The organism is Micromonospora sp. A200, assembly GCF_029893845.1.
In the GTDB taxonomy this organism is placed as follows: Bacteria; Actinomycetota; Actinomycetes; order Mycobacteriales; family Micromonosporaceae; genus Micromonospora; species Micromonospora purpureochromogenes.
Genome location: NZ_JARXXY010000007.1, coordinates 207133 through 231305, shown reverse-complemented (window position 1 = coordinate 231305; position 24173 = coordinate 207133). Strand labels below are relative to the sequence as shown.

General features: G+C 75.0%; 4 protein-coding genes and 1 pseudogene. 4 read left to right on the top strand and 1 reads right to left on the bottom strand.

Annotation, left to right across the window (positions count from 1 at the left end; translation table 11 throughout):
- Positions 1–1139: 1139 nt before the first annotated feature.
- On the top strand, positions 1140–3965 hold the full coding sequence (locus tag M2302_RS09595) for a LuxR family transcriptional regulator (protein ID WP_280837548.1): 2826 nt from the start codon (positions 1140–1142) through the stop codon (positions 3963–3965).
- A 229-nt stretch (positions 3966–4194) separates the two neighbouring features.
- Here the strand turns inward: M2302_RS09595 and M2302_RS09590 are convergent, their stop codons facing one another.
- The gene (locus tag M2302_RS09590; protein WP_280837547.1) at positions 4195–4467 is read right to left on the bottom strand and encodes an acyl carrier protein; all 273 of its coding nucleotides are present in this window, start codon (positions 4465–4467) and stop codon (positions 4195–4197) included.
- A 104-nt stretch (positions 4468–4571) separates the two neighbouring features.
- Here M2302_RS09590 and M2302_RS09585 point away from each other — a divergent pair, with 104 nt between their 5' ends.
- The 3 genes and pseudogenes from M2302_RS09585 to M2302_RS09575 form a co-directional block, all read left to right on the top strand.
- Positions 4572–6110, top strand: coding sequence for an AMP-binding protein (locus tag M2302_RS09585; RefSeq protein ID WP_280837546.1), 1539 nt, complete (start codon positions 4572–4574; stop codon positions 6108–6110).
- 76 nt (positions 6111–6186) lie between these two features.
- Positions 6187–22794: a type I polyketide synthase gene (locus tag M2302_RS09580; RefSeq protein ID WP_280837545.1), complete on the top strand. Its 16608-nt coding sequence runs from the start codon at positions 6187–6189 to the stop codon at positions 22792–22794.
- A pseudogene (locus M2302_RS09575) lies at positions 22791–24134 on the top strand (beta-ketoacyl synthase N-terminal-like domain-containing protein); the annotation flags it as partial. The gene M2302_RS09580 and the pseudogene M2302_RS09575, both read left to right, overlap by 4 nt.
- Positions 24135–24173: the final 39 nt, after the last annotated feature.

Sequence of the window (24173 nt, the reverse complement as noted above, 5' to 3'; positions counted from 1 at the left end):
CCTGCGCAACCAGGTCGACGTGGTCAAGGAGGAGATCCGGGTCAACGTGCTGAACCGGCCGTACGGCGGCTTCCCGAGGCCGTCCCTGCCGCCGGGCCCACGCCGCTGTCGTCCCTGCCGCCGGGCCCACGCCGCTGTCGTCGCGCCGTGGCTGGTGCGGCACGGTTTGCGGTGTGTCGCGGTGACGGCTGGCCTGGACAGCGCGACATGCCGCAAAGCGGGGACGTCTCGTCTAGTTCGCCCCGTCGGGTGTCGGGCGCTGCCTCCTGGTGGGACGCGGTTTGCGGTGTGTTGCGGTGACGGCCGGTGTGGACAGCGCGACGTGCCGCAAAGCGGGGAGCTCCTGTCCGCGCCGCCCCGTCCGGTCGATCGCCCGGGAGTCGCCGGCTGTCCGGCGCTCGTCGCCCGCCGTCCAGCGCGCAGCGTCCCAGGGCATCATCGGATCGACGTGACGCAACGGGGATCGGGCCGCCGCCGGAGTCCCGGACGCGCCCGGATCTGCGGAAATGTGGGCCGGGCCGCCTGTCGGGAATCGGCCAGGTCGACGGGCCCACACGAGGGTGAGGACGGACCGGCGGGTCGTCCCGACGTCGCGTCTCGGATCGCTGTTCGGCGGCGAGTACTGGCCGGACGGCCGGCGCGGGGAAGCCCTCTCGTCCGGGTCGTCGAGGCGTCCCGCCCGGTCGGGTCAGGTCACGGCCAGGTCACACCACCGCTGCCGGGTGACGACGGGCCGGCGGCGGGTGTGAGCGCCTGACGGATGCGGCCCACCAGGAGCGGACCGGACCTGCGTGAATGCCGGGATCCCGCCGTCGCCGATCACCGAAAAGTGAACAATAAGTTGCCGAATCAAGTAACGGTTCGTGATATTTGAAGATCGCTCACATCGTTCGGATTGATTAGTGGCGGCGTGATCAGTCGCATTAAAAATGGGATACACCGGCGAACTGGACATTCTGCAATTCGCCCGGATCAGATCGCCGACAGAACCGCCTGACCAGGGCCTTGTGCCCGATCTGTACTAAAGAGGGCGGACTGGCATCACCGTCGATCTGTGGATATGATACGCCGCAACGTGGCTACCAGTGCTGGAGCGTTTCGACTACTACGCTACTTAGGGGTATGCAAACGTGGCGACCATGGGATATGAGGGGGCCCTGTCGCTGTTGCAAGGGCTCCTTCGCCAATGCGACGGCTCAAGCGGTCGACTGGCGCTCGTCGAGGGGGGACTCGCCAGCGGTAAAACATATCTGCTCCATCAATTTTCGCGTTACGCGGTGGAGACGGGGGCGTTACTTCTCAGTGGTACGGCATCACGGGCGGAGCAGTCGGTGCCGCTCGGAGTGGTCGATCAGTTGTTCCGCAGTGCCGACCTGGTGGACGCGCTGCCCGAACGGGCCGCCCGGCTCATCGGTTCGGCCGATGCGGCCGACCAGGACGGGGGATGGCCCGACCCGCTGGCGGAGCCGGATGCTCGGTCGGGCTGGATGCGTGAGTTCTGCGGAGTGCTGCTGGGCCTGGCCCGCGAGCGCACCCTCGTGATCGTGATCGACGATCTGCAGTTCGCCGATTCCGCCTCGCTGCGGCTGTTGTTGTCTCTGCAGCGACGGATGGATGCGGCCCGAATGCTGCTCGTCCTGGGCAAGTGGCACCGACGCCGGCCGAGCCTGCCGCTTTTCTACACGGAACTGACCCGGCAGCCGCACGAGAGCATCAGGTTGTCGGCGTTGACGGTGCCGGACATCGCCGATCTGCTCACCGAGAAAAGGGGAAAGACGGCACCCGAGTCCGTGGCCCAGGAATACCACGATCTGACAAACGGTAATCGGCTGTTGGTCCATGCGCTGCTCGACGACAATGCGTCGGACGCCGGGATCGGGGACGGGGCCACGCCCGTCGTCGGTGACGGATATGCCCACGCCGTGCTGGCCGGCCTGCACCGGTGGGACGCGCAGCTGCTGGACGTGGCCGCCGCGGCCGCCGTACTGAACGAGCGTTCGGATCCGGCCCTGATCGGCCGTCTTCTCGGAATGCGGAATGAGACCGCCGAGGAGATCGTCGGAATACTGACCGAGGCGGGCGTACTGCGGGACTGCCGCATGCGCCATCCGCTCGGCGCCACCACGGTGCTGGAGAGCATGACCCCGGCGGAACGGTCCGCCGTCCACGTCCGTGCCGCCGACCTGCTCCACCAGCAGGGCGCGCCGGCGGCCGAGGTCGGGCGGCACCTGCTCAACGCCGAGCAGGTGCCCGCCGACTGGGCGGTCGGGGTGCTGCGTACCGCGGCGGACCAGGCGCTGGCCGCGGACGACCCGGACCTGGCGGTGCGCTGCCTGGAGCTCGCGCTCTCCGGCTGCACCGACCGCAAGGAACGGATCGCCATCATGCACGCGCTCACCGGCGCGCTCTGGCGACGGAACCCGGCGGCCACGCTGGCGTACCTGCCCTGCCTGCAGGGCGCGGTGCAGGACGGGGAACTGCACGGGCCGGACGCGGCGGCGGTGATCCGCTACAGCCTGTGGAACGGCGACGAGGACGCGGCGGCCCGGGCCGCCACAGCGCTCGGCGCGTCCGCCGATCCGATCGACGCGCAGACGGCGGCCGAGCTGGCCGTCAGCTTCCACTGGTTCCTCGGTCCGGCTCGGGGGCGGCTGTCCGAGTTCGGGTCCACCGGCACCACCCACCCGAGGGACCTCTGGGCGGACGCGGCGCACCGACTCACCTCGCTCTGGGGCCGGGGCGGCGGGGAGGCCGCCACCACCAGTGCCGAGCAGATCCTGCGCAGCTGCCAGATCGGTGAGACCCCGCTGGAGGTGGTGGCCGCGGCGGTGCTCGCGGTGCAGCGCGGCAACAAGCCGGAGCTGGCCCGCACCTGGTGCGAGCGGCTGATGCGGCAGGCCGCGGAGCGCGGCGAGGTCACCTGGCAGGCGGTGCTCTCCTCGCTGGCCGGCAGCATCGCCTACCGGCGCGGCGACCTGGTCAACGCGATCCGGCACGCCGAGCAGGCGCTGGCCCTGCTGCCGGAGAAGGGCTGGGGGGTCCTGATCGGTCAGCCGCGCGCCACCCTGATCGTCGCGCGCACGGCCCGGGGCGAGCTCCGGGAGGCGGCCGAGGTGCTCCAGGCGCCGGTGCCCGACTCGATGTTCGGCACCGTCTTCAGCCTGCCGTACCTGCGGGCGCGGGGGCAGTTCCACCTGGCCACCGACCGGGTGCTGGCCGCCGGACGGGACTTCCAGCTGTGCGGCCGGCTGATGCGCGAATGGGACGTGGACGTGCCGGCGCTGATCCCGTGGCGCAGCGACCTGGCCGAGGTGAACCTCCGGCTGGGCCGCTCCGTCGAGGCCCGGGACCTGCTCACCCAGCAATTGGAGCGGGCGCGCGCGGCCGACGTCCGGGTGCGGGGCATCTCGCTGCGGGTGCTCGCCGCCGCCAGCGAGCCGGCGCAGCGTCCGACGCTGCTGCGGCAGAGCGTGGAGTGCCTCCAGGCGGCCGACGACCGGCTGGAGCTGTCCAAGGCGCTGACCGCGTTCAGCGTCGTCCGGCAGCAGCTCGGCGAGTTCGACCGGGCCCGGGTGCTGGCCCGGCGGGCCGCGCAGGTGGCCCAGGCGGGTACGACCGGGCCGGCCGTCCCCGCCGGCGGGGACCGACCGGTCGAGCCGCCCGCGCTGGTGGGCCGCTGGCACGACCGGGAGAAGGAGGGCCGGCACGTGCTCAGCGAGGCCGAGCGGCGGGTGGCGAAGCTGGCCGCGCTGGGGCACACCAACCGGGAGATCAGTCAGACGTTGTACATCACCGTCAGCACCGTCGAGCAGCACCTGACGCGGGTCTACCGCAAGCTCGGCATCACCCGGCGCACCGACCTGCCGGCCGAGCACGAGCTGCGCAAGCGGCTCTCGGAGTCCCGTGGCGAGGGGGCCACCGGGCTGCTCCACGCCGGGCAGGACTGGGAGGAACTGGCCGGCTGATCCGACCGCGCCCGCCTGGAGCAACCGGGACCGTGCTCCGGGTGGGCGCCTGGCTGTCCGGACGCACGACGGCGTCCCGACCGGACCGGTCGGGACGCCGTCGTAGGTACACCGGGTCCGCGGAGACCGGCGGCCGGAAGGCCGGCCGGCGGCCGCGCACGTCAGGGGTCGCTAGGGGTTTCCGCGGGTACGGGCCTGCACCAGCATTGCCTCACACGGGCGGCACGGGTCAGTGGCCGACCCGGGCCTCGGTCACCTGGCCCGTGACGCCCAACGCGGTGAGGCTCGCCCAGATCGTGCCCGGGGTGGCGAAGTTCTCCAGGCTCAACAGGTCGTCGACGAACCGCACCCGGTACGTCGACTCCAGGTCGGAGATCAGCTCCACCGTGGCCATCGAGTCCAGGCCGAAGTCGCGCAGCGGGGTGTCCTCGTTGAGGGTGTCGGTTGGCGACAGGAAGGCCAGGTAACCCCGCAGGATCCCCTCGAACCGTTCGTCCAGCATGGGTCACTCCGAATCTGTCGGAACCGGTGTCGGCGGTGACCTCGATACAAGTACCTGCCCGTGCGGCCGACAACCCCTGTCGCCCCTTACTGTTGGAGCACCGGATGGTAGACGTGGACGGTCCCGCCCTGTCGGCGCGTTTCCTTCGTGGCCTGGCGGCCAACCCCACCGGCACGGCCCTGCGGGTCGGATCCCGCGCCGTGAGCTACGAGGAACTGCACGAGCTGGCGCTGGCCCGGGCCGGGGCCCTGCGCGCCGCCGGGGACCAGCCGCCGGAGGCGGTCGCGGTGCTCACCGGCAAGAGCGTCGAGGCGTACGCGGGGATCCTGGCCGTGCTGTACGCCGGCGCCACGGTCGTACCGTTGCACGCCGGCTTCCCGGTGTCGCGGACCCGGCGGATGCTGGAGGTCTCCGGCGCGACCGCCGTGGTGGCCGACGAGGCCGGCCTGGCCACCCTCGGCGAGCTGGCCGGCGCCGGGCTGGAGCTGCCGGTGCTCGCGCCCGGGCTGGACGCCGACGCGGTGCCCGGCACGACGCGCATCCCGCTGGGCGACCGGCTCCTCGACGCGCCGCTGCCGGTCACCGCGTCGCAGGTGGCCTACGTGTTGTTCACCTCCGGCTCCACCGGCCGGCCCAAGGGCGTGCCGATCAGCTACGGCATGACCGATCACTACTTCCGGCTGGTGGACCGGCACTACGACTTCGACACCACGGACGTCTTCTCGCAGACCTTCGACCTGAACTTCGACTGCGCGGCGTTCGACATGTTCTGCGCCTGGGGAGCCGGGGCGGCCGTGCAGCCGGTGCCCGCGCAGGCCTACCGGGACCTGCCCGGCTTCCTCGCCGAGCGCGCGGTGACCGTCTGGTTCTCCGCGCCGAGCGCGATCACCCTGATCCGCCGGCTGGGTGGCCTGCGCCCCGGCGGCATGCCGGGGCTGCGCTGGAGTCTGTTCGCGGGAGAGGCGCTGCGCGCGGCGGACGTGGCCGACTGGCAGGCCGCCGCCGACCGGTCCACGGTGGCCAACATCTACGGCCCCACCGAGCTGACCCTCACCGTCACCGGCCACCGCTGGTCGCCGGAGACCTCGCCGGGGCTCTGCGTCAACGGGCTGGTGCCGATCGGGCACCTGCACGAGGGGCACGAGGCCCTGCTGCGGACCCCCGACGGGGAACTGTCCGACCACGAGGGTGAGCTCTGCGTCACCGGCCCGCAGATGACCCCCGGCTACCTCGACCCGGCCGACGACGAGGGACGGTTCCTCGACCACGACGGGCGCCGCTGGTACCGCACCGGCGACCGGGTGCGCCGGCTGGCCAATGGGGAACTGATCTACCTGGGCCGGTGGGACGCGCAGGTGCAGGTCAACGGCTGGCGGATCGAGCTGGCCGAGATCGAGCACGCGCTCGCCGGCTGCCCCGGCGTACGGGACGCGGTGGCGGTCACCCGGACCGTCGACGGGCTGGTGGAGATCGTCGTCTACTACACCGGCGAGCCGGTGCCCGCCGCCCAGCTTGCCAAGCAGCTCGCCGAGATCCTGCCGAAGGGGATGCTGCCCCGCCGGTACACCCACCTCGACGAGTTCCCGCTGAACTCCAACCGGAAGATCGACCGCGGCCGGCTGGCGCGGGCGGCGGCGAGCTGAGCCACCGGCCCCGATCGGCACCGGTAGGGGCTGGTAGGGGATTCGGAAAGCACCGTCGGAACGTAATTCTGGCCGGGTGGCAGAAGAGGGTACGGAGAACCGGGGAACGCCCGCGTCGGTCGCCCGCCTGGCGGGCCTGCCGGGACCGGAGCAGACGCGCGTCCTTGTCGACCTGGTCCGCGCGCAGGCGTCGGCCGTGCTGCGGGAGATCGGCGCCGACGACGCGCCGGACACCGTCGACGCCGGCCGGCCGTTGCGCGAACAGGGCCTGGACTCGCTCGGACTGGTGCAGCTGCAACGGCAGCTCACCGCCGCCACCGGCCTGGCCCTGGCACCCACCGTCGGCTTCGACCACCCGACCGCGATCGCCCTCGCCGACCACCTGCGCACCCTGCTGCTGGGCGAGGGGCCGGAGGCGTCCGAGCCGGCCCCGGCCGGCCCGCCGGCCGAGGAGGAGCCGATCGCCGTGGTCGGCATCGGCTGCCGCTACCCGGGCGGGGTGGACTCCCCGGACCAGCTGTGGGCGCTGGTCGCCGACGAGGGCACGGTGGTCACCGGATTCCCCACCGACCGGGGCTGGGACCTCGACGGGCTCTACCACCCCGACCCGGACCACCCCGGCACCACGTACGTGCGGCACGGCGGCTTCCTCGACGACGCCGCCGGCTTCGACGCCGAGTTCTTCGGCATCAGCCCCCGGGAGGCCAGCGCCATGGAGCCGCAGCAGCGGCTGGTGCTGGAGACCGCCTGGGAGGCCCTGGAACGGGCCGGCATCGATCCGCAGTCGCTGCGCGGCAGCCGCTCCGGCGTCTTCATCGGCGCCGACCCGCAGGACTACGGCATGCGGCTGCACGAGGCCCCGGACGGCCTCGACGGCTACCTGATGACCGGCAACTCGCCCAGCGTCGTCTCCGGCCGGCTGGCGTACGTGCTGGGCACCGAGGGGCCCACGCTGACCGTCGACACCGCCTGCTCGGGCTCGCTGGTCGCGTTGCACCTGGCCGTCCGCTCGCTGCAACGCGGCGAGTGCACCCTGGCGCTGACCGGCGCGGCGTCGGTCCTGGTCAACCCCGGCGCGTTCACCTCGTTCAGCCGCCAGCGCGGGCTCTCCCCGGACGGCGTCTGCCGCCCCTTCGCCGCCGCCGCCGACGGCACCGCCTGGGCCGAGGGTGTCGGGCTCTTCGTCCTCGAACGACTCTCCGACGCCCGCCGCCACGGCCACCCCGTGCTCGGCGTCATCCGCGGCACCGCGATCAACTCCGACGGCGCCAGCAACGGCCTGACCGCCCCGAACGGCCGGGCTCAGCAGCGGGTCATCCGGCAGGCGCTGGCCGACGCCGGGCTCACCCCCGCCGAGGTGGACACGGTGGAGGCGCACGGCACCGCCACCACCCTCGGCGACCCGATCGAGGCGCAGGCGCTGATCGCCACGTACGGGCGGGCGCACCGGGCCGACGCCCCGCTCTGGCTCGGCTCGATCAAGTCCAACCTCGGCCACGCCCAGGCCGCCGCCGGGGCCGCCGGGCTGATCAAGGTGCTGATGGCGATGCGGCACGGCACCCTGCCCCGCACCCTCGGCGTGGACGCACCGACCCCGCACGTCGACTGGTCCACCGGCACCGTGCGACTGCTCACCGAGGCCCGGCCCTGGCCCGCCGACGGCGCCCCGCGCCGCGCCGGCATCTCCTCGTTCGGGGTCAGCGGCACCAACGCGCACGTCATCGTCGAGGAGCCGCCGCCGGCCGTGCCGGCACCGGCGCCGCACCCGGGACCGCCCGTCGCCGCCGCGCTGCGCCCGGTCGTCGTCTCGGCCCGGACCGCGCCGGCGCTGCCCGCCCAGGCCGCCCGGCTGCTCGACGCCACCGACCCCGCCGGCCCGCCGCCGAAGCTGGCCGACCTGGGCTGGTCGCTGGCCACCGGCCGCGCGGCCCTCACCCACCGCGCCGTGCTGCTGGCCCGCGACACCGACGAGGTACGCGCCGGACTGCGCGCCCTCGCCGCCGGTGACCCGGCCCCCGGGCTGATCCGGGGCACCGCCACCGGCGGCCGGCTGGCCCTGCTCTTCACCGGCCAGGGCAGCCAGCGCCTCGGCACCGGCCGCCGGCTGCACGCCGCGTACCCGGTCTTCGCCGACGCGCTGGAGGAGGCGATCGGCCACCTCGACCTGCAACTGGACCACTCGCTGTGGGACGTGCTCTTCGCCGCCGAGGGCACGTCCGAGGCGGCGCTGCTGGACCAGACCGGGTACGCCCAGCCGGCGCTCTTCGCCGTCGAGACCGCGCTCTACCGACTCGTCGAGTCGTGGGGTCTGCGGCCGGACTTCGTCGCCGGGCACTCCATCGGCGAGCTGGCCGCCGCCCACGCGGCCGGGGTCTTCTCGCTGCCCGACGCCGCCATGCTGGTCGCCGCTCGGGGCCGGCTCATGCAGGAGCTGGAGTCGGCCGGCGCGATGGTCGCGGTGGCCGCCGCCGAGGAGGAGGTCCGCGAGCTGCTGGTCGACGGGGTCGACCTCGCCGCCGTCAACGGCCCGGCCGCCGTGGTGATCTCCGGCGTCGAGGACGAGACGCTGCGGATCGCCGCCGAACTCGCCGGCCGTGGCCGGCGCACCAAGCGGCTGCGGGTCAGCCACGCCTTCCACTCGCCGCTGATGGAGCCGATGCTCGACGAGTTCCGCCGGGTCGCCGAGCTGGTCGCGTACGAGCAGCCGCGCGTCCCGGTGGTCTCCAACGTCACCGGCGCGCTCGCCGGCGCCGACCTGTGCACCCCCGACTACTGGGTACGGCACGTGCGGCAGCCGGTCCGGTTCGCCGACGGCATCGCCTTCCTCGACTCCGCCGGCGTCGACACGTACCTCGAACTCGGGCCCGACCCGGTGCTCACCGCGATGGCGCAGGAGTGCGTCGCGCCCGACGGTGACCGCGCGTTCGTCGCCGCCCTGCGCCGCGACCACGACGAGGAGCGGGAGGTGCTGGCCGCGGTCGCGGCGGCACACGTCCGGGGCGCCGCCGTCGACTGGTCGGCCTGCTACGCCGGCAGCGGCGCCCGCCGCGTCGAGCTGCCCACCTACGCCTTCCAGCACCGGCACTACTGGCTGACCACCCCACCCGCCACCGGCGACGCGTCCGGGATCGGGCAGCTCGCCGCCGACCACCCGCTGCTCGGCGCGCTGCTGCACCTGGCCACCGAGGACGGCACGGTGCTCACCGGCCGGCTGTCCCGCCGCTCCCACCCGTGGCTGGCCGACCACGTCATCGGCGGGGTCAACCTGGTGCCCGGCACCGCGCTGGTCGAACTGGCCGCGTACGCCGGCGACCAGGTCGGCTGCGCCCTGGTCGAGGAGCTGACCCTGGAGGCGCCGCTGGTCCTGCCGGAGGACACCGGGGTCGCCCTCCAGGTCGTGGTCACCCCGCCGGACACCGACGGGCGGCGGACCGTGGAGTTCCACTCCCGCCGGGAGGACGCCCCGCCCGGCGGCGACTGGACCCGGCACGCCAGCGGGGTGCTCGCCCCGGCCGGCGCCGTCCCGACCCGCGACGACGACCTGACCCGGTGGCCACCGCGCGACGCAGAGGCCGTCGACGTCACCGACTTCTACCCGGGCCTCGCCGAACAGGGCTACGGCTACGGGCCGACCTTCCACGGCCTGCGCGCGGTCTGGCGGCGCGCCGGCGAGGTCTTCGCCGAGGTGGCGCTGCCCGAGTCCAGCACCGACGGTGGCGCGTACGGGCTGCACCCGGCGCTGCTCGACGCCGCGCTGCACGCGCTCGACCTGGCGCTGCCGCAGCCCGCCACCGGGGTCACCCTGCCGTTCACCTGGTACGACCTCACCCTGCACGCCTCCGGCGCCACCGCCGTGCGGGTGCGGCTCACCGCGACCGGGCCGGACACGGTCCGGGTCGCGCTGGCCGACGGCTCCGGCGCGCCGGTCGCCACCGTCGGCTCGCTGCTGGTGCGCACCGTCGACGCCGAGCAGTTCGGCGCCGGTGCCGGCGGCGGGGACCTGTTGCGCGTCGAGTGGACCGAGCAGCCCCTGCCCGCGTCGGCCGAGGCGTCCGTCGCCGTCGTCGGCCCGGATCCGTTCGGGCTGGCCGGCGCGCTCGGCGTACCGGTGCTGACCGGTCCGGAGGCCGTCGAGGCCGCACCACACCTGCTGGTCGCGACGTTCGACGCCGGGGACGGCGAGACCCTGGCCGGCGTACGGGCCGCCGCGCACCGGGCGCTGCGGCTGGCCCAGGACGTGCTCGCCGACGACCGGCTCGCCGACACCCGGCTGGTCGTGGTGACCCGGCACGCCGTGGCGGCGCTGCCGGGGGACCGGATCGCGCTGACCACCGCGCCGCTGTGGGGCCTGCTGCGCGCGGCCCAGGCCGAGAACCCGGGCCGGCTGCTCCTGCTCGACCTCGACGCCGCCACCGCGGCCACCGCCCTGCCCGGCGCCGCCGTCGCCGGTGAACCGGAGGTGGCGCTGCGCGAGGGCCGGCTGCTCGCCCCCCGCCTGGTGCCCGTCCGCCGCCCGCGCGCCGCCGCCCCCGCCGCCTGGGACGGCACCGTCCTGGTCACCGGCGGGACCGGTGGACTCGGCGCGGTGCTGGCCCGGCACCTGGTCACCACCCACGGGGTGCGGCACCTGCTGCTGGCCAGCCGGCGCGGACCGGACGCCCCGGGCGCCCCCGCGTTGCGGGACGAGCTGACCGCCCTCGGCGCCCGGGTCACCCTCGCCGGCTGCGACGTCGGCGACCGCGACGCCCTCGCCGCGCTGCTCGCCACGGTCCCCGCCGATCAGCCGCTCACCGGCGTCGTGCACGCCGCCGGCATCATCGACGACGGCACGTTCGACGGCCTCACCCCGCAGCGGCTGGACGCGGTGCTGCGCCCCAAGGCCGACGCCGCCTGGCACCTGCACGAGCTGACCCGCGCCGCCGACCTGCGCGCCTTCGTGCTCTACTCCTCGGCCGCCGGCTTCCTCGACGGCTCCGGACAGGCCAACTACGCGGCGGCCAACACCTTCCTGGACGCCCTCGCCGCGCACCGCCACGCCGCCGGGCTGCCCGCCACCAGCCTCGGCTGGGGGCTCTGGCCCCGGGACATCGGCATGGGCGCCGGGGTGGACGACGTCGCCGCGCACCGGGTGAGCCGCCTCGGGCTGCGCGAACTCACCGTCGCGCAGAACCTCGCCCTCTTCGACGCCGCGCTCGGCGTGGACGAGGCGTTCCTGGCGCCGCTCCACTTCGACCTGGCAGACCTGCAGCAGCGGGCCGCCGAGCTGCCGCCGTTGCTGCGCCGGCTGGTCCGCGCGCCCCGGCGGCCCGCCGCCGGTGCCGTCCCGGTCGAGCTCTCCCTGGCGCGTCAGATCGCCGAGCTGACCGAGGCGGAGCGTACGTCGGTCCTGCTGGACCTGGTCCGTACCCAGGTGGCCGCCGTGCTCGGGCACAGCGGCGCGGACGCGATCGCGCCCCGGCAGGCGTTCAACGAGATCGGCTTCGACTCGCTGGCCGCGGTGGAGCTGCGCAACCGGCTCAACGCGGCCACCGGGCTGCGGCTGACCGCCACCCTCGTCTTCGACTACCCGAATCCGCGCGCGCTGGCCGGGCACCTGGTCGAGAAGCTGCTCGACCTGCGCCCGGCGGCCGAGCCGGTCCGGACCGCGGTGCGGGCCGTCCCCGACGAGCCGATCGCCATCATCGGCATGAGCTGCCGCTACCCGGGCGGGGTCAGCTCGCCGGAGGAGCTGTGGCGGCTGGTCGCCGAGGGTGTGGACGCCATCGGCGAGTTCCCCGCCGACCGGGGCTGGGACGTCGACGAACTGTACGACCCGGAGCCGGGCCGGTCGGGGCGTACCTCGACGAAGGAGGGCGGCTTCCTCTACGACGCCGCCCTGTTCGACCCGGACTTCTTCGGGATCAGCCCCCGCGAGGCCAGCGCCATAGACCCGCAACAGCGGCTGATGCTGGAGGCGTCCTGGGAGGCGTTCGAGCGGGCCGGCATCGACCCGCACTCGGTGGCCGGCTCGCGTACCGGGGTGTTCGCCGGGGTGATGTACCACGACTGGGCGACCCGTCCCGGCGAGATGCCGGAGGAGGCGCTGGGCTACCTCGGCAACGGCGGCCACACCAGCGTGGTCTCCGGGCGGGTCGCTTACGTGCTCGGGCTGGAGGGGCCGGCGGTGACCGTGGACACCGCCTGCTCGTCGTCGCTGGTGGCGCTGCACTGGGCGATCCAGGCGCTGCGCACCGGGGAGTGCGAGCTGGCCCTGGCCGGCGGCGTGACGGTGATGTCCACCCCGGACACCTTCATCGACATGAACCGGCAGGGCGGTCTCTCCTCCGACGGGCGGTGCCGGTCGTTCGCCGCGTCGGCCGACGGCACCGGTTGGGGTGAAGGGGTCGGCGTCCTGCTGGTCGAGCGGCTCTCCGACGCCCGCCGCAACGGTCACCCGGTCCTCGCCGTGGTGCGCGGCTCGGCGGTCAACTCCGACGGCGCGTCCAACGGCATGACCGCGCCGAACGGCCCGTCGCAGCAGCGGGTGATCCGGGCCGCGCTCGCGTCGGCGGGTGTCAGCGCCGCCGAGGTCGACGCGGTGGAGGCGCACGGCACGGGTACGACTCTGGGCGACCCGATCGAGGCGCAGGCGCTGCTCGCCACGTACGGCCAGGAGCGCCCGGCGGAGCGCCCGCTCTGGCTCGGCTCGATCAAGTCCAACCTCGGGCACACCCAGGCTGCCGCCGGGGTCGCCGGGATCATCAAGATGGTCCACGCGATCCGCCACGGCGTCCTGCCGCCCACCCTGCACGTGGACGCGCCGTCGCCGCAGGTGGACTGGTCCGCCGGTGCGGTGGAGCTGTTGACCGAGGCGCGTCAGTGGCCGGTGAACGGGCATCCGCGCCGGGCCGGGGTGTCGTCGTTCGGCATCAGTGGCACCAACGCGCACGTCATCATCGAGCAGGCCCCGGACGAATCCCCGACGCCGGCCGGGCCTGCCGGCGACGCCCCCGGCCCGGTCGGGTCCGCCGGCCTCCCGGTGGCGGTGCCGTGGCTTCTCTCCGCCCGGTCCGAGGCGGCGGTGCGGAGCCTGGCGGGCCGGCTGGCGGAGTTCGCCTGGTCGATGGACCCGGCCGAGGTGGCACCCGCGGCCCGGACCCTGGCGACCGGTCGGGCGCTCTTCGACCACCGAGCGGTGGTGCTCGGCGCGACCCCGGCGGAGCTGTCGCCGGCCCTCGCCGCGCTCGCCGACGGCGAGTCCGCGCCAGGGGTGGTGTCCGGGGTGGCCCGGGCCGGTCGGCTGGCGGTGCTGTTCACCGGTCAGGGCGCGCAGCGCCTGGGCATGGGTCGTGAGCTGCACGGGGTGTTCCCGGTGTTCGCCGCTGCCCTTGACGCGGTGGTGGCAGAGCTGGACGCGCATCTGGATCGGCCGTTGCGTGAGGTGATCTGGGGTGATGACGAGGAGCTGATCCGGCGGACGGGTTTTGCACAGGCGGGGTTGTTCGCGGTCGAGGTGGCGTTGTTCCGGCTGGTGGAGTCGTGGGGTGTGCGGGCTGATTTCGTGGCCGGGCATTCGATCGGTGAGCTGGCCGCGGCGCATGTGGCCGGGGTGTTGTCGTTGGCGGATGCGGCTCGGTTGGTGGCGGCGCGGGGTCGGTTGATGCAGGCGTTGCCGTCTGGTGGGGCGATGGTGGCGGTGCGGGCGTCGGAGGAGGAGGTGCGGGCGGCGCTGGCGGGTCCGGGTGTGGTGGTCGGATCCTTTGGAGCTGATGTCGTAAACGACTCAGCCGCCAATGGCAACGCCACCGGCAACGCCACCGACATCGGCCTGGCGGCAAATGCTGGTGTGGACATCGCGGCCGTCAACGGCCCCCGGTCGGTGGTCATCTCCGGCCCCGAAGCGGCCGTGCTGCACGTCGCCGAGCACTTCACCAAGCAAGGTCGCAAGACCACGCGGCTGCGGGTGAGTCACGCCTTCCATAGCGGGTTGATGGACCCGATGCTCGACGAGTTCCGGGCCGTCGCGGCGAGCCTGACCTACGCCGAGCCGCAGCTCCCGGTCGTGTCGAACCTGACCGGCGCTCTCGCCACGACCGAGCTGACCGACCCGGACTACTGGGTCCGCCACGTCCGCGAGGCCGTCCGCTTCGCCGACGGCATCACCACCCTGCACCGGGCGGGAGCGACCACCTTCCTCGAACTGGGCCCGGACGCCGCGCTCACCCCGATGATCGAGGGCATCCTCACCGACGAGGTCACCGTCGTGCCGTCCCTGCGGCGGGGTCATGACGAACACCGCCAGGCCCTGACCGCCCTGGCCAGGCTGCACGTCACCGGCACCACCGTCGACTGGACCGCGCTGCTCCCGCAGACCACCCGCACCGTCGACCTCCCCACGTACCCGTTCCAGCGGCGGCGCTACTGGCTGAACCCGCTGCCGCCCGCCGGCGACGTCGGCTCGGTCGGGCTCGACCCGGTCGGGCACCCGCTGCTCGGCGCCGCCGTACCGGCCGCCGACACCGACCGGGTGGTGCTCACCGGGCGGCTCGCCGTCGACCGGCAGCGCTGGCTGGCCGACCACGAGATCCTCGGTGCGGTGCTGCTGCCCGGCACCGGCTTCGTCGAACTCGCCGTCCGCGCCGGTGACCACGTCGGCTGCGGCCGGGTCGAGGAGCTGACCCACCGGGCGCCGATGATCCTGCCCGGCCGGGGCGCGGTGGCCGTCCAGGTGATCGTCGGGTCGCCCGACGACAACGGCGTACGCCAGATCGGAATCCACTCCCGACCCGACGGCGCGGACGGGGGGTGGACCCTGCACGCCACCGGCGCGATCGCGCCGACCGCCGCCCCGGCCACCTGGGACCTCACCCAGTGGCCGCCGCCGGGTGCCACCGCGCTGCCGGTGGAGAGCTTCTACCCGGGGCTGCGCGCCCGCGGCTACGGCTACGGCCCGACGTTCCAGGGCCTGCGGGCCGCCTGGCGGCGCGGCGAGGACGTCTTCGCCGAGGTCGCGCTCCCCGAGAGCGAGGACGCCGAGCGGTACGGGCTGCACCCGGCCCTGCTCGACGCCGCCATGCACGCCGACCAACTCGGCGAGGACGGCCCGCTGGACGGCGAGACGCTGCTGCCGTTCTCCTGGTCCGGGGTCACCCTGCACGCCGCCGGGGCCCGCGCGCTGCGCGTACACCTGGAACGGCTGCGCGGCGACGAGGAGTGCCGGATCCGGGTGGCCGACCCCGACGGACGCCCCGTCGCCACCGTCGAGTCGCTGCTGGTCCGGCCGGTCTCCGCCGGGCAGCTCGCGCAGGACGACCGCGCCGGCGCGCTGCTGCGCCTGGAGTGGACCCCGGCGCCGGTCCCGTCGGCGACCAGCCGGGCCGTCGTGCTCGGCGACCTGCCGGGGACCGGACTGCCCGGGTACCCGGATCTGGCCGCGCTCGGCGCGGCGCTCGACGCGGGGGAGACCGGCACCCCGGACCTGGTCCTGCTCGCCGCCCCCACCGGCGGGGGCGACCCGGCCGAGGCGGCCCGCGCCGTCACCCGCGACACGCTGCGCACGGTGCGGTCCTGGCTGGCCGACGGGCGGCTCGACGGGGCGCGGCTGACCGTCGTCACCCGGCAGGCCGTCGCCACCGCGACCAGCGACGACGTCGACCTGGCCCAGGCCCCCGTCTGGGGGTTGCTGCGGGCGGCGGCCGGCGAACAGCCGGGCCGGTTCGGCCTGCTCGACACCGACGGCAGCGCCGACTCCGCGCGGCTGCTCGCCGCCGTCGCCGCCGCCGAACCCGAGGCGGCGGTCCGCGCCGGCCGGGTCAACGTGCCCCGGTTGGCCCGGCTGCGCCCCGCCGACGGCGCGCCCGGCTGGAACCCGGACGGCACCATTCTGGTCACCGGCGGCACCGGCGGGCTCGGCGCGCTGATCGCCCGGCACCTGGTGACCACCCACGGGGTACGCCGGCTCGTGCTCACCAGCCGGCGCGGCCCCGACGCGCCCGGCGCGGCGGCGCTGCGCGACGAGCTGGGCGCCCTCGGCGCGACCGAGGTCACCGTCGCCGCGTGCGACGTCACCGACCGTGCCGCCGTCGCCGCCGTGCTCGCCGCCGTACCCGCCGAGCACCCGCTCACCGCCGTGGTGCACGCCGCCGGCGTACCCGGCGCCGGCCTGGTCTCCGACCTCGACCCGGACGGGCTCGACCCGGTGCTGGCGCCCAAGGTGGACGGCGCCTGGCACCTGCACGAGCTGACCCGGGACCTGCCGCTCGACGCGTTCGTGCTGCTCTCCTCCGCCGGTGGCCTGGTGCTGGCCGCCGGGCAGGGGCACTACGCCGCCGCGAACGTCTTCCTGGACGCCCTCGCCGCTCACCGGGCCGCCGCCGGCCTGCCCGCCACCGCGGTCGCCTTCGGCCTCTGGGACCTCGGCGACGCCTCGGCCGACGACGTCGCCCTGGTGCGCCGGCTCGGCCTGCCGGCGCTCGGCGTCGACGACGGCCTCGCCCTGCTGGACGCCGCCGTGGCGACCGGCGAACCGCTGGTCGTGCCGCTGCGCGTCGACCCGGCCGCCGTCCGGGCCCGCGGCGACGTGCCGACCCTGCTGCGGGGCCTGGTCACCGCCCCCACCCGGCGCGCCGCCGCCGGTACGACCAGCGGCGGCGGCACGGCCAGCGGGCTGGCCCAACGGCTCGCCGGTGTCACCGAGGCGGAACGGCACCGCGTCCTGGTCGAACTCGTTCGCGCCCGGGTGGCGGCGGTGCTCGGGCACTCCGGCGTCGAGGCGGTCGCCCCCGACCGGGCGTTCAAGGACCTCGGCTTCGACTCGCTCGCCGCCGTCGAGCTGCGCAACGCCCTCAACGAGGCGACCGGCCTGCGGCTGCCCGCCACCCTGGTCTTCGACCACCCGACCGCCGAGGCCGCCGCGCGCTTCCTCGCCGACCGGCTGGTCGGGGCCGCCCCCGCCGCCGCACCGGTGCTCGCCCCGACCGCCCCGGCCGCGCCCGACGACGACCCGATCGCCATCGTCGCGATCCACTGCCGCTACCCCGGCGAGGTGCGCTCCGCCGACGACCTGTGGCGGCTGCTGGTCGAGGAGCGCGACGCGATCTCCGAGTTCCCGGTCGACCGGGGCTGGGACGTCGAGGCGGTCTACGACCCGCAGCCCGGCGCGGCCGGGAAGACGTACGTCAAGACCGGCGGGTTCCTGCACGACGCGGCCGAGTTCGACCCGGAGTTCTTCGGCATCATGCCGCGCGAGGCGCTCGCCATGGACCCGCAGCAGCGGCTGCTGCTCCAGGGCGCCTGGGAGGCGTTCGAGCGGGCCGGCATCGACCCCGCCTCGATGCGGGGCAGCCGCACCGGCGTCTACGTCGGCGTCATGTACACCGAGTACGGCAGCCGGGTGCAGCAGCACGTGCCCGAGGAGATCGCGGCGTACCTCAGCGGCGGCAGCGGCGCCAGCATCGCCTCCGGGCGGGTGGCGTACGCGCTGGGTCTGGAGGGGCCGGCGGTCACCATCGACACGGCCTGCTCCTCGTCGCTGGTCGCGCTGCACATCGCCTGCCAGGCGCTGCGCCAGGGCGAGGTGGAGATGGCGCTGGCCGGCGGCGTGACGGTGCTACCGACACCGGACGTCTTCGTCGACTTCAGCCGGCAGCGGGGCCTCGCCCCGGACGGCCGGTGCAAGGCGTACGCGAACGGCGCGGACGGCACCGGTTGGTCCGAGGGGATCGGGCTGCTGCTGGTGGAACGCCTCTCCGACGCCCGGCGCAAGGGCCACCCCGTGCTGGCCGTGGTGCGCGGTTCAGCGATCAACCAGGACGGCGCGTCCAACGGGCTGACCGCCCCGAACGGCCCCTCCCAGCAGCGGGTCATCGAGGCCGCCCTGGCCGCCGCCGCGCTCGCCCCGGCCGAGGTGGACCTGGTCGAGGGGCACGGCACCGGCACCGCGCTCGGCGACCCGATCGAGGCGCAGGCCCTGCTCGCCACGTACGGCCGGGACCGGGACCGTCCGCTGTGGCTCGGGTCGGTCAAGTCGAACCTCGGGCACACCCAGGCCGCCGCCGGCGTGGCGGGGGTGATCAAGGCGGTGCAGGCGATGCGGCACGGGTTGATGCCGGCGACGCTGCACGTCGACGCCCCCTCCGACGAGGTGGACTGGTCCTCCGGCGCGGTGGAGCTGCTGACCCGGCCGCGGGAGTGGCCGGCACAGTCCCGCCCCCGCCGGGCGGCGGTCTCGTCGTTCGGGCTCAGCGGCACCAACGCGCACATGATCATCGAGGAGGCGCCGGCGGACCTGGCCGGTCCGGACCGGCCCGCCGACCCGCCGGCCGGCGACGCCCAGCCGGCGCCGGTGCGGCCGTGGCTGCTGTCCGGGCGTACCGACCGGGCGCTGCGGGCCCAGGCGGAGCTGCTGGCCGCCCACCTCGACGGCCGGGACGACCTGGCCGACCGGGATGTCGCCTGGTCCCTGGCCACCGGCCGGGCCGCCCTGGAGCACCGGGCCGTGGTGCTCGGCGCGGACCGGGACGAACTGACCGCCCGCCTGGCCGCCCTGGCGGCCGGGGAGGTCGCCACCGGCGTGGTCACCGGCATCGCGCGCTCCGGCGGCCGGACGGCGGTCGTCTTCACTGGTCAGGGCGCGCAGCGCCTGGGTATGGGTCGCTCGCTGCACGCGGTGTTCCCGGTGTTCGCGGCTGCGTTCGACGCGGTGGTGGCGGAGTTGGATGCGCATCTGGATCGGCCGTTGCGTGAGGTGGTCTGGGGTGAGGATGAGGAGCTGATCCGGCGGACGGGTTATGCGCAGGCCGGGTTGTTCGCGGTCGAGGTGGCGTTGTTCCGGCTGGTGGAGTCGTGGGGTGTGCGGGCTGATTTCGTGGCCGGGCATTCGATCGGTGAGCTGGCTGCCGCGCATGTGGCCGGGGTGTTGTCGTTGGCGGATGCGGCTCGGTTGGTGGCGGCGCGGGGTCGGTTGATGCAGGCGTTGCCGTCTGGTGGGGCGATGGTGGCGGTGCGGGCGTCGGAGGGGGAGGTGCGGGCGGCGCTGGCGGGTCCGGGTGTGGTGGTCGGATCCTTTGGAGCTGATGTCGTAAACGACTCAGACTCCCACGGCAACGGCAACGGCAACGGAACCGAGGACGGCGTCGGCCAGGTCGTGGCCAACGGCATGGGCAGCGGCACGGGCACGGGCACGGGTAATGGTGGCGGTCTGGCAGCGGCTGGCAGTGTGGACATCGCGGCCGTCAACGGCCCCCGGTCCGTGGTCATCTCCGGCCCCGAAACCGCCGTGCTCGCGGTCGCCGAACACTTCACCAACCTGGGCCGCAAGACGACTCGCCTGCGGGTGAGTCACGCGTTCCACAGCGGGCTGATGGACCCGATGCTCGACGACTTCCGTGCTGTGGCGGCAGAGCTGACCTACACCGAGCCGCACCTTCCGGTCGTGTCCAACCTGACCGGCGCCCTCGCCACCACCGACCTGACCGACCCCGACTACTGGGTCCGCCACGTTCGCGAGGCGGTCCGCTTCGCCGACGGCATCACCGCCCTGCACCAGGCGGGAGCGACCACGTTCCTGGAGCTCGGCCCGGACGCCGCGCTCACCCCGATGATCGAGGGCGTCGTGACCGACACCGTCGTCGCGCCGGCCCAGCGCCGGGACCGGCCCGAGGTGACCCAGCTGCTCGACGCCCTGGCCCGGCTGCACGTCACCGGCACGCCGGTCCGCTGGACGGAGGTCCTCGACGGCGGCACCCGGGTCGACCTGCCCACGTACCCGTTCGAGCGGCGGCACCTGTGGTTGAACGCCCCGAAGACCCGAGCGGGCGACGCCGCCGGGCACGGCCAGCGCGACGCCGACCACCCGCTGCTCAGTGCCGTCATGGTGGCGCCGCAGGGCGGCGGCGTGGTCCTCACCGGCCGGCTCGCCCTCGAGACCCACGCCTGGCTGGCCGATCACAACGTGATGGGCATGGGGCTGCTTCCCGGCACCGGCTTCGTCGAGCTGGCCCTGCGGGCCGCCGAGGAGGTCGGCTGCGACGTGGTCGAGGAACTGATCATCGAGCAGTTGATGCCGCTGCCCGACCACGGTGGCGCGGCCGTCCAGGTGGTGGTGGGGGAGCCGGACGCCGGGAACCGGCGGAGCATCGCCATCTGGTCCCGGTTCGACGACGCCCCGCCCGAGGTGGGCTGGACCCGGCACGTCACCGGCTGGCTCGCCACCGAGAACGCGCCGCCGGTCACCCCGGGGCAGTTCGGTGTCGGGGTCGGCCAGTGGCCGCCGGCCGACGCCGAGCCGGTCGACATCAGCGGCGTCTACGACTACCTGACCGCGCAGGGCTACCACTTCGGGCCGATGTTCCGCGGGCTGCGTGCCGTCTGGCTGCGCGGCCGGGACCTCTTCGTCGAGGTGGCGCTCCCCGACGAGGCCCGGCAGGACGCGGCCGCGTACCGGCTGCACCCGTCGCTGCTCGATGCCGCGCTCAGCGCCACCGACTTCCTCGGCGGGCGCAAGCCGCAGGACATCGGCGCCGGCCAGCTCCCGTTCTCCTGGACCGGGGTACGGCTGCACTCCGGCGGCCGCAGCCGCCTGCGGGTACGGATCAACTGGACCAACTCCGACGAGAGTGCCGGCTCCGAGGCGGTCCGCCTGGACCTGGCCGACACCACCGGCACCCCGGTCGCCACCGTCGAGTCGCTGGTGGTCCGGCCGGTCACCGCGGACCGGCTGGTGGCCGCCGGAGCGGCGATGACCGGCACCCGCCACCTCGACTCGGTGTTCCGGGTCGACTGGCCCCAACTGCCGCTGGGCGAGGCCGCCGAGGCCGTACCCGGGCGGTGGGCGGTGCTCGGCGGCGAGGTCGACCTCGGCCGCGCGGATGTGCCCGCGTACCCGGACCTGGCGGCGCTGGCCGCGGCGGCCGCGACGGACGGCGTACCCGATGTGGTGTTCCTGCCGGTCGAGCCGGCGGACGGCGAGGTGCCCGAGGCGGTCCGCGACGGCCTGGCCGGGGTGCTGGAGACCACCCGGGCCTGGCTCGCCGACGAGCGGTTCGCCGCCACCCGGCTGGTGGTGCTGACCTGGTTCGCGGCCGACGACGACAGCGGACACCTCGACCTGACCGTCGCCCCAATCTGGGGTCTGCTGCGCGCCGCGCAGGCCGAGAACCCGGACCGGTTGATGCTGGTCGACCTCGACTCCGACGAGGCCAGCCTGCGGATGCTGCCGGCCGTGGTCACGCTGCCCGAGCCGGAGGTCGCCGTGCGCGGCAACCAGGTGAAGGTGCCCCGGCTGGCCCCCGTCCCGGTGCCGACCGAGCTGCCCCCGTCGCCCTGGCGGCCCGACGGCACGGTGCTGGTCACCGGCGGCACCACCGGTCTCGGGGCGCTGGTCGCCCGGCACCTGGTCGGCACGCACGGCGTGCGGCACCTGGCGCTGGTCAGCCGGCGTGGCCCAGACACCCCGGGCGCGGCGCGGCTGCGCGACGAGCTGGCCGGGCTCGGCGCCGAGGTGACCGTCGCCGCCTGCGACGTCACCGACCCGAAGGCCCTGGCGGCGCTGGTCGACGGGCTGCCGCAGCCGTTGACGGCCGTGGTGCACGCCGCCGCCGTGCTCGACGACGCGCTGTTCACCTCGCTCACCCCGGACCGGCTCGCCGCGGTGCTGGCGCCCAAGGTGGACGCCGCCTGGGCGTTGCACGAGCTGACCGAGGAGCGGGAGCTGACCGCGTTCGTCCTGTTCTCTTCGGTGGCCGGCCTGCTCGACCCGGCCGGCCAGGGCAACTACGCGGCGGCGAACAGCTTCCTCGACGCGCTGGCCCGGCACCGCCGGTCGATGGGGCTGCCCGCCACCTCGCTGGTCTGGAACCTGTGGGGCGAGGGCGCCGGCCTGGCCGGCGGCACGGACCCCGGGGTCACCCGGCGGCTCGCCGCGATGGGCATGCCGGCGCTGGCACCGGCCGACGGGCTCGCCCTGTTCGACCAGGCGATGCGGGTCGACGAGCCGGTGCTGGTGCCGCTGCGCCCCGACCCGACCGGCACCGAGATCCCGGCCAAGCTGCGCGACGTCGCCCGCGCCGCCGCCGGTCGCCGGCCCGCCCCGGCGGCCACCCCGGCCGCCACCGCCGAGGCGCCCGCTCCCCCGGTGGACGAGGGCAGCCTCGTCCCGCGCCTCGCCGCGCTGCCCGAGGAGGGCCGGCAGCGGATGCTGCTGGACCTGGTCCGCGGTCACGTCGCCGCCGTCCGGCACGCCGAACCGGGCGAGATCGACGTCCACCGGGGCTTCACCGAGCTCGGCCTGGACTCGCTGGCCGCGATCGAGCTGCGCAACCGGCTCAGCGCGGCGACCGGGCTGCGGCTCGCCGCCACGCTGATGTTCGACCACCCGACCCCGGCCGAGGTGGCTCGGCTGCTGCGCGAGGAACTGGCCGAGGAGGTGCCGGTCGGACCGTCCGCCGACGCGCCCGCCGGGCCGGCGGGCGCCGATGCCGAGGACGAGGACGACGTACGCCGCCGGCTGGCCACCATCCCGCTGGCCGCGCTGCGCGAGGCGGGCCTGCTCGACGCCCTGCTGCGGCTCACCGCGCCGGGCGTCGAACCTCCGCCCACCGCGGCGCCCACCGCCGCCGACCGCAGCGAGGAGATCCGGAACATGGCGGTGGACGACCTGGTCCGCGCCGCCCTCGGCGGCGCCGACCCGAACGGAGCGCACCGGTGAGCGGCGTGGACACCGACCAGATCGTCGCGGCGCTGCGGACCTCGCTGCTGGAGAACGACCGGCTCCGGCAGGAGAACGCCCGGCTCGCCCAGGCCGCCGACGAACCGATCGCCATCGTCGGGATGGCCTGCCGGCTGCCCGGCGGCGTGGACTCCCCGGAGAGCTACTGGGAGCTGCTGGCCCAGGGCCGGGACGCGGTCACCCCGTTCCCGACCGACCGCGGCTGGGACACCGACGCCCTGTACGACCCGGAGCCCGGCCGCCCCGGCCGGACCGTCACCCGCGAGGGCGCGTTCCTGCACGACGCCGCCGACTTCGACGCCGACCTGTTCGGTATCTCCCCTCGGGAGGCCCGCGACATCGACCCGCAGCAGCGGGTGATCCTGGAGACCGCCTGGGAGGCCCTGGAGCACGCGCGGATCGACCCGCTCTCGCTCAAGGAGAGCCGCACCGGCGTGTACTGCGGGGTGATGTACCACGACTACGACGGGGCCGACGGTGGCGGCAGCATCACCAGCGGCCGGATCTCCTACACCCTCGGGCTGCAGGGGCCGTCGGTCTCCCTGGACACCGCCTGCTCGTCCTCGCTGGTCGCGCTGAACCTGGCCGGGCACGCGCTGCGCTCCGGGGAGTGCACCCTCGCGCTGGCCGGCGGCATCACCGTGATGTCCACGCCGGAGACGTTCGTCTACTTCAGCTCGCAGCGCGGGCTCGCCCCGGACGGCCGGTGCAAGTCGTTCGCCGCCGCCGCCGACGGCACCGGCTGGGGGGAGGGCAGCGGCCTGCTGGTCCTGGAGCGGCTCTCCGACGCCCGCCGCAACGGCCGGCGGATCCTCGCCGTGATCAGGGGCGCGGCGGTGAACTCCGACGGCGCGTCCAGCGGCATCACCGTGCCCAACGGGCCCGCCCAGCAGCGGGTCATCCGCCAGGCCCTCGACAGCGCCGGGCTGCGACCGGCCGACGTGGACGCGGTGGAGGCGCACGGCACCGGCACCCGGCTCGGCGACCCGATCGAGGCCCAGGCGCTGCTGGCCACGTACGGGCGAGACCGGGCGGGGGAGCCGCTCTGGCTGGGGTCGGTCAAGTCGAACCTCGGGCACACCCAGGCCGCCGCCGGGGTCGCCGGAGTGATCAAGATGGTGCTCGCCATGCGGCACGGGCTGCTCCCCGCCACGCTGCACGTCGACGCGCCGACCCCGCAGGTCGACTGGTCGGCCGGGCGGGTGGAGCTGCTGACCGAGGCCCGGCCCTGGCCGGAGACCGGCCGGCCGCGCCGGGCCGCCGTGTCCTCCTTCGGCATCAGCGGCACCAACGCACACGTGATCCTCGAAGAGGCACCGGCCGAGGGCGGGGACGCCCCCGCGCCGGCGCCGGGCTGA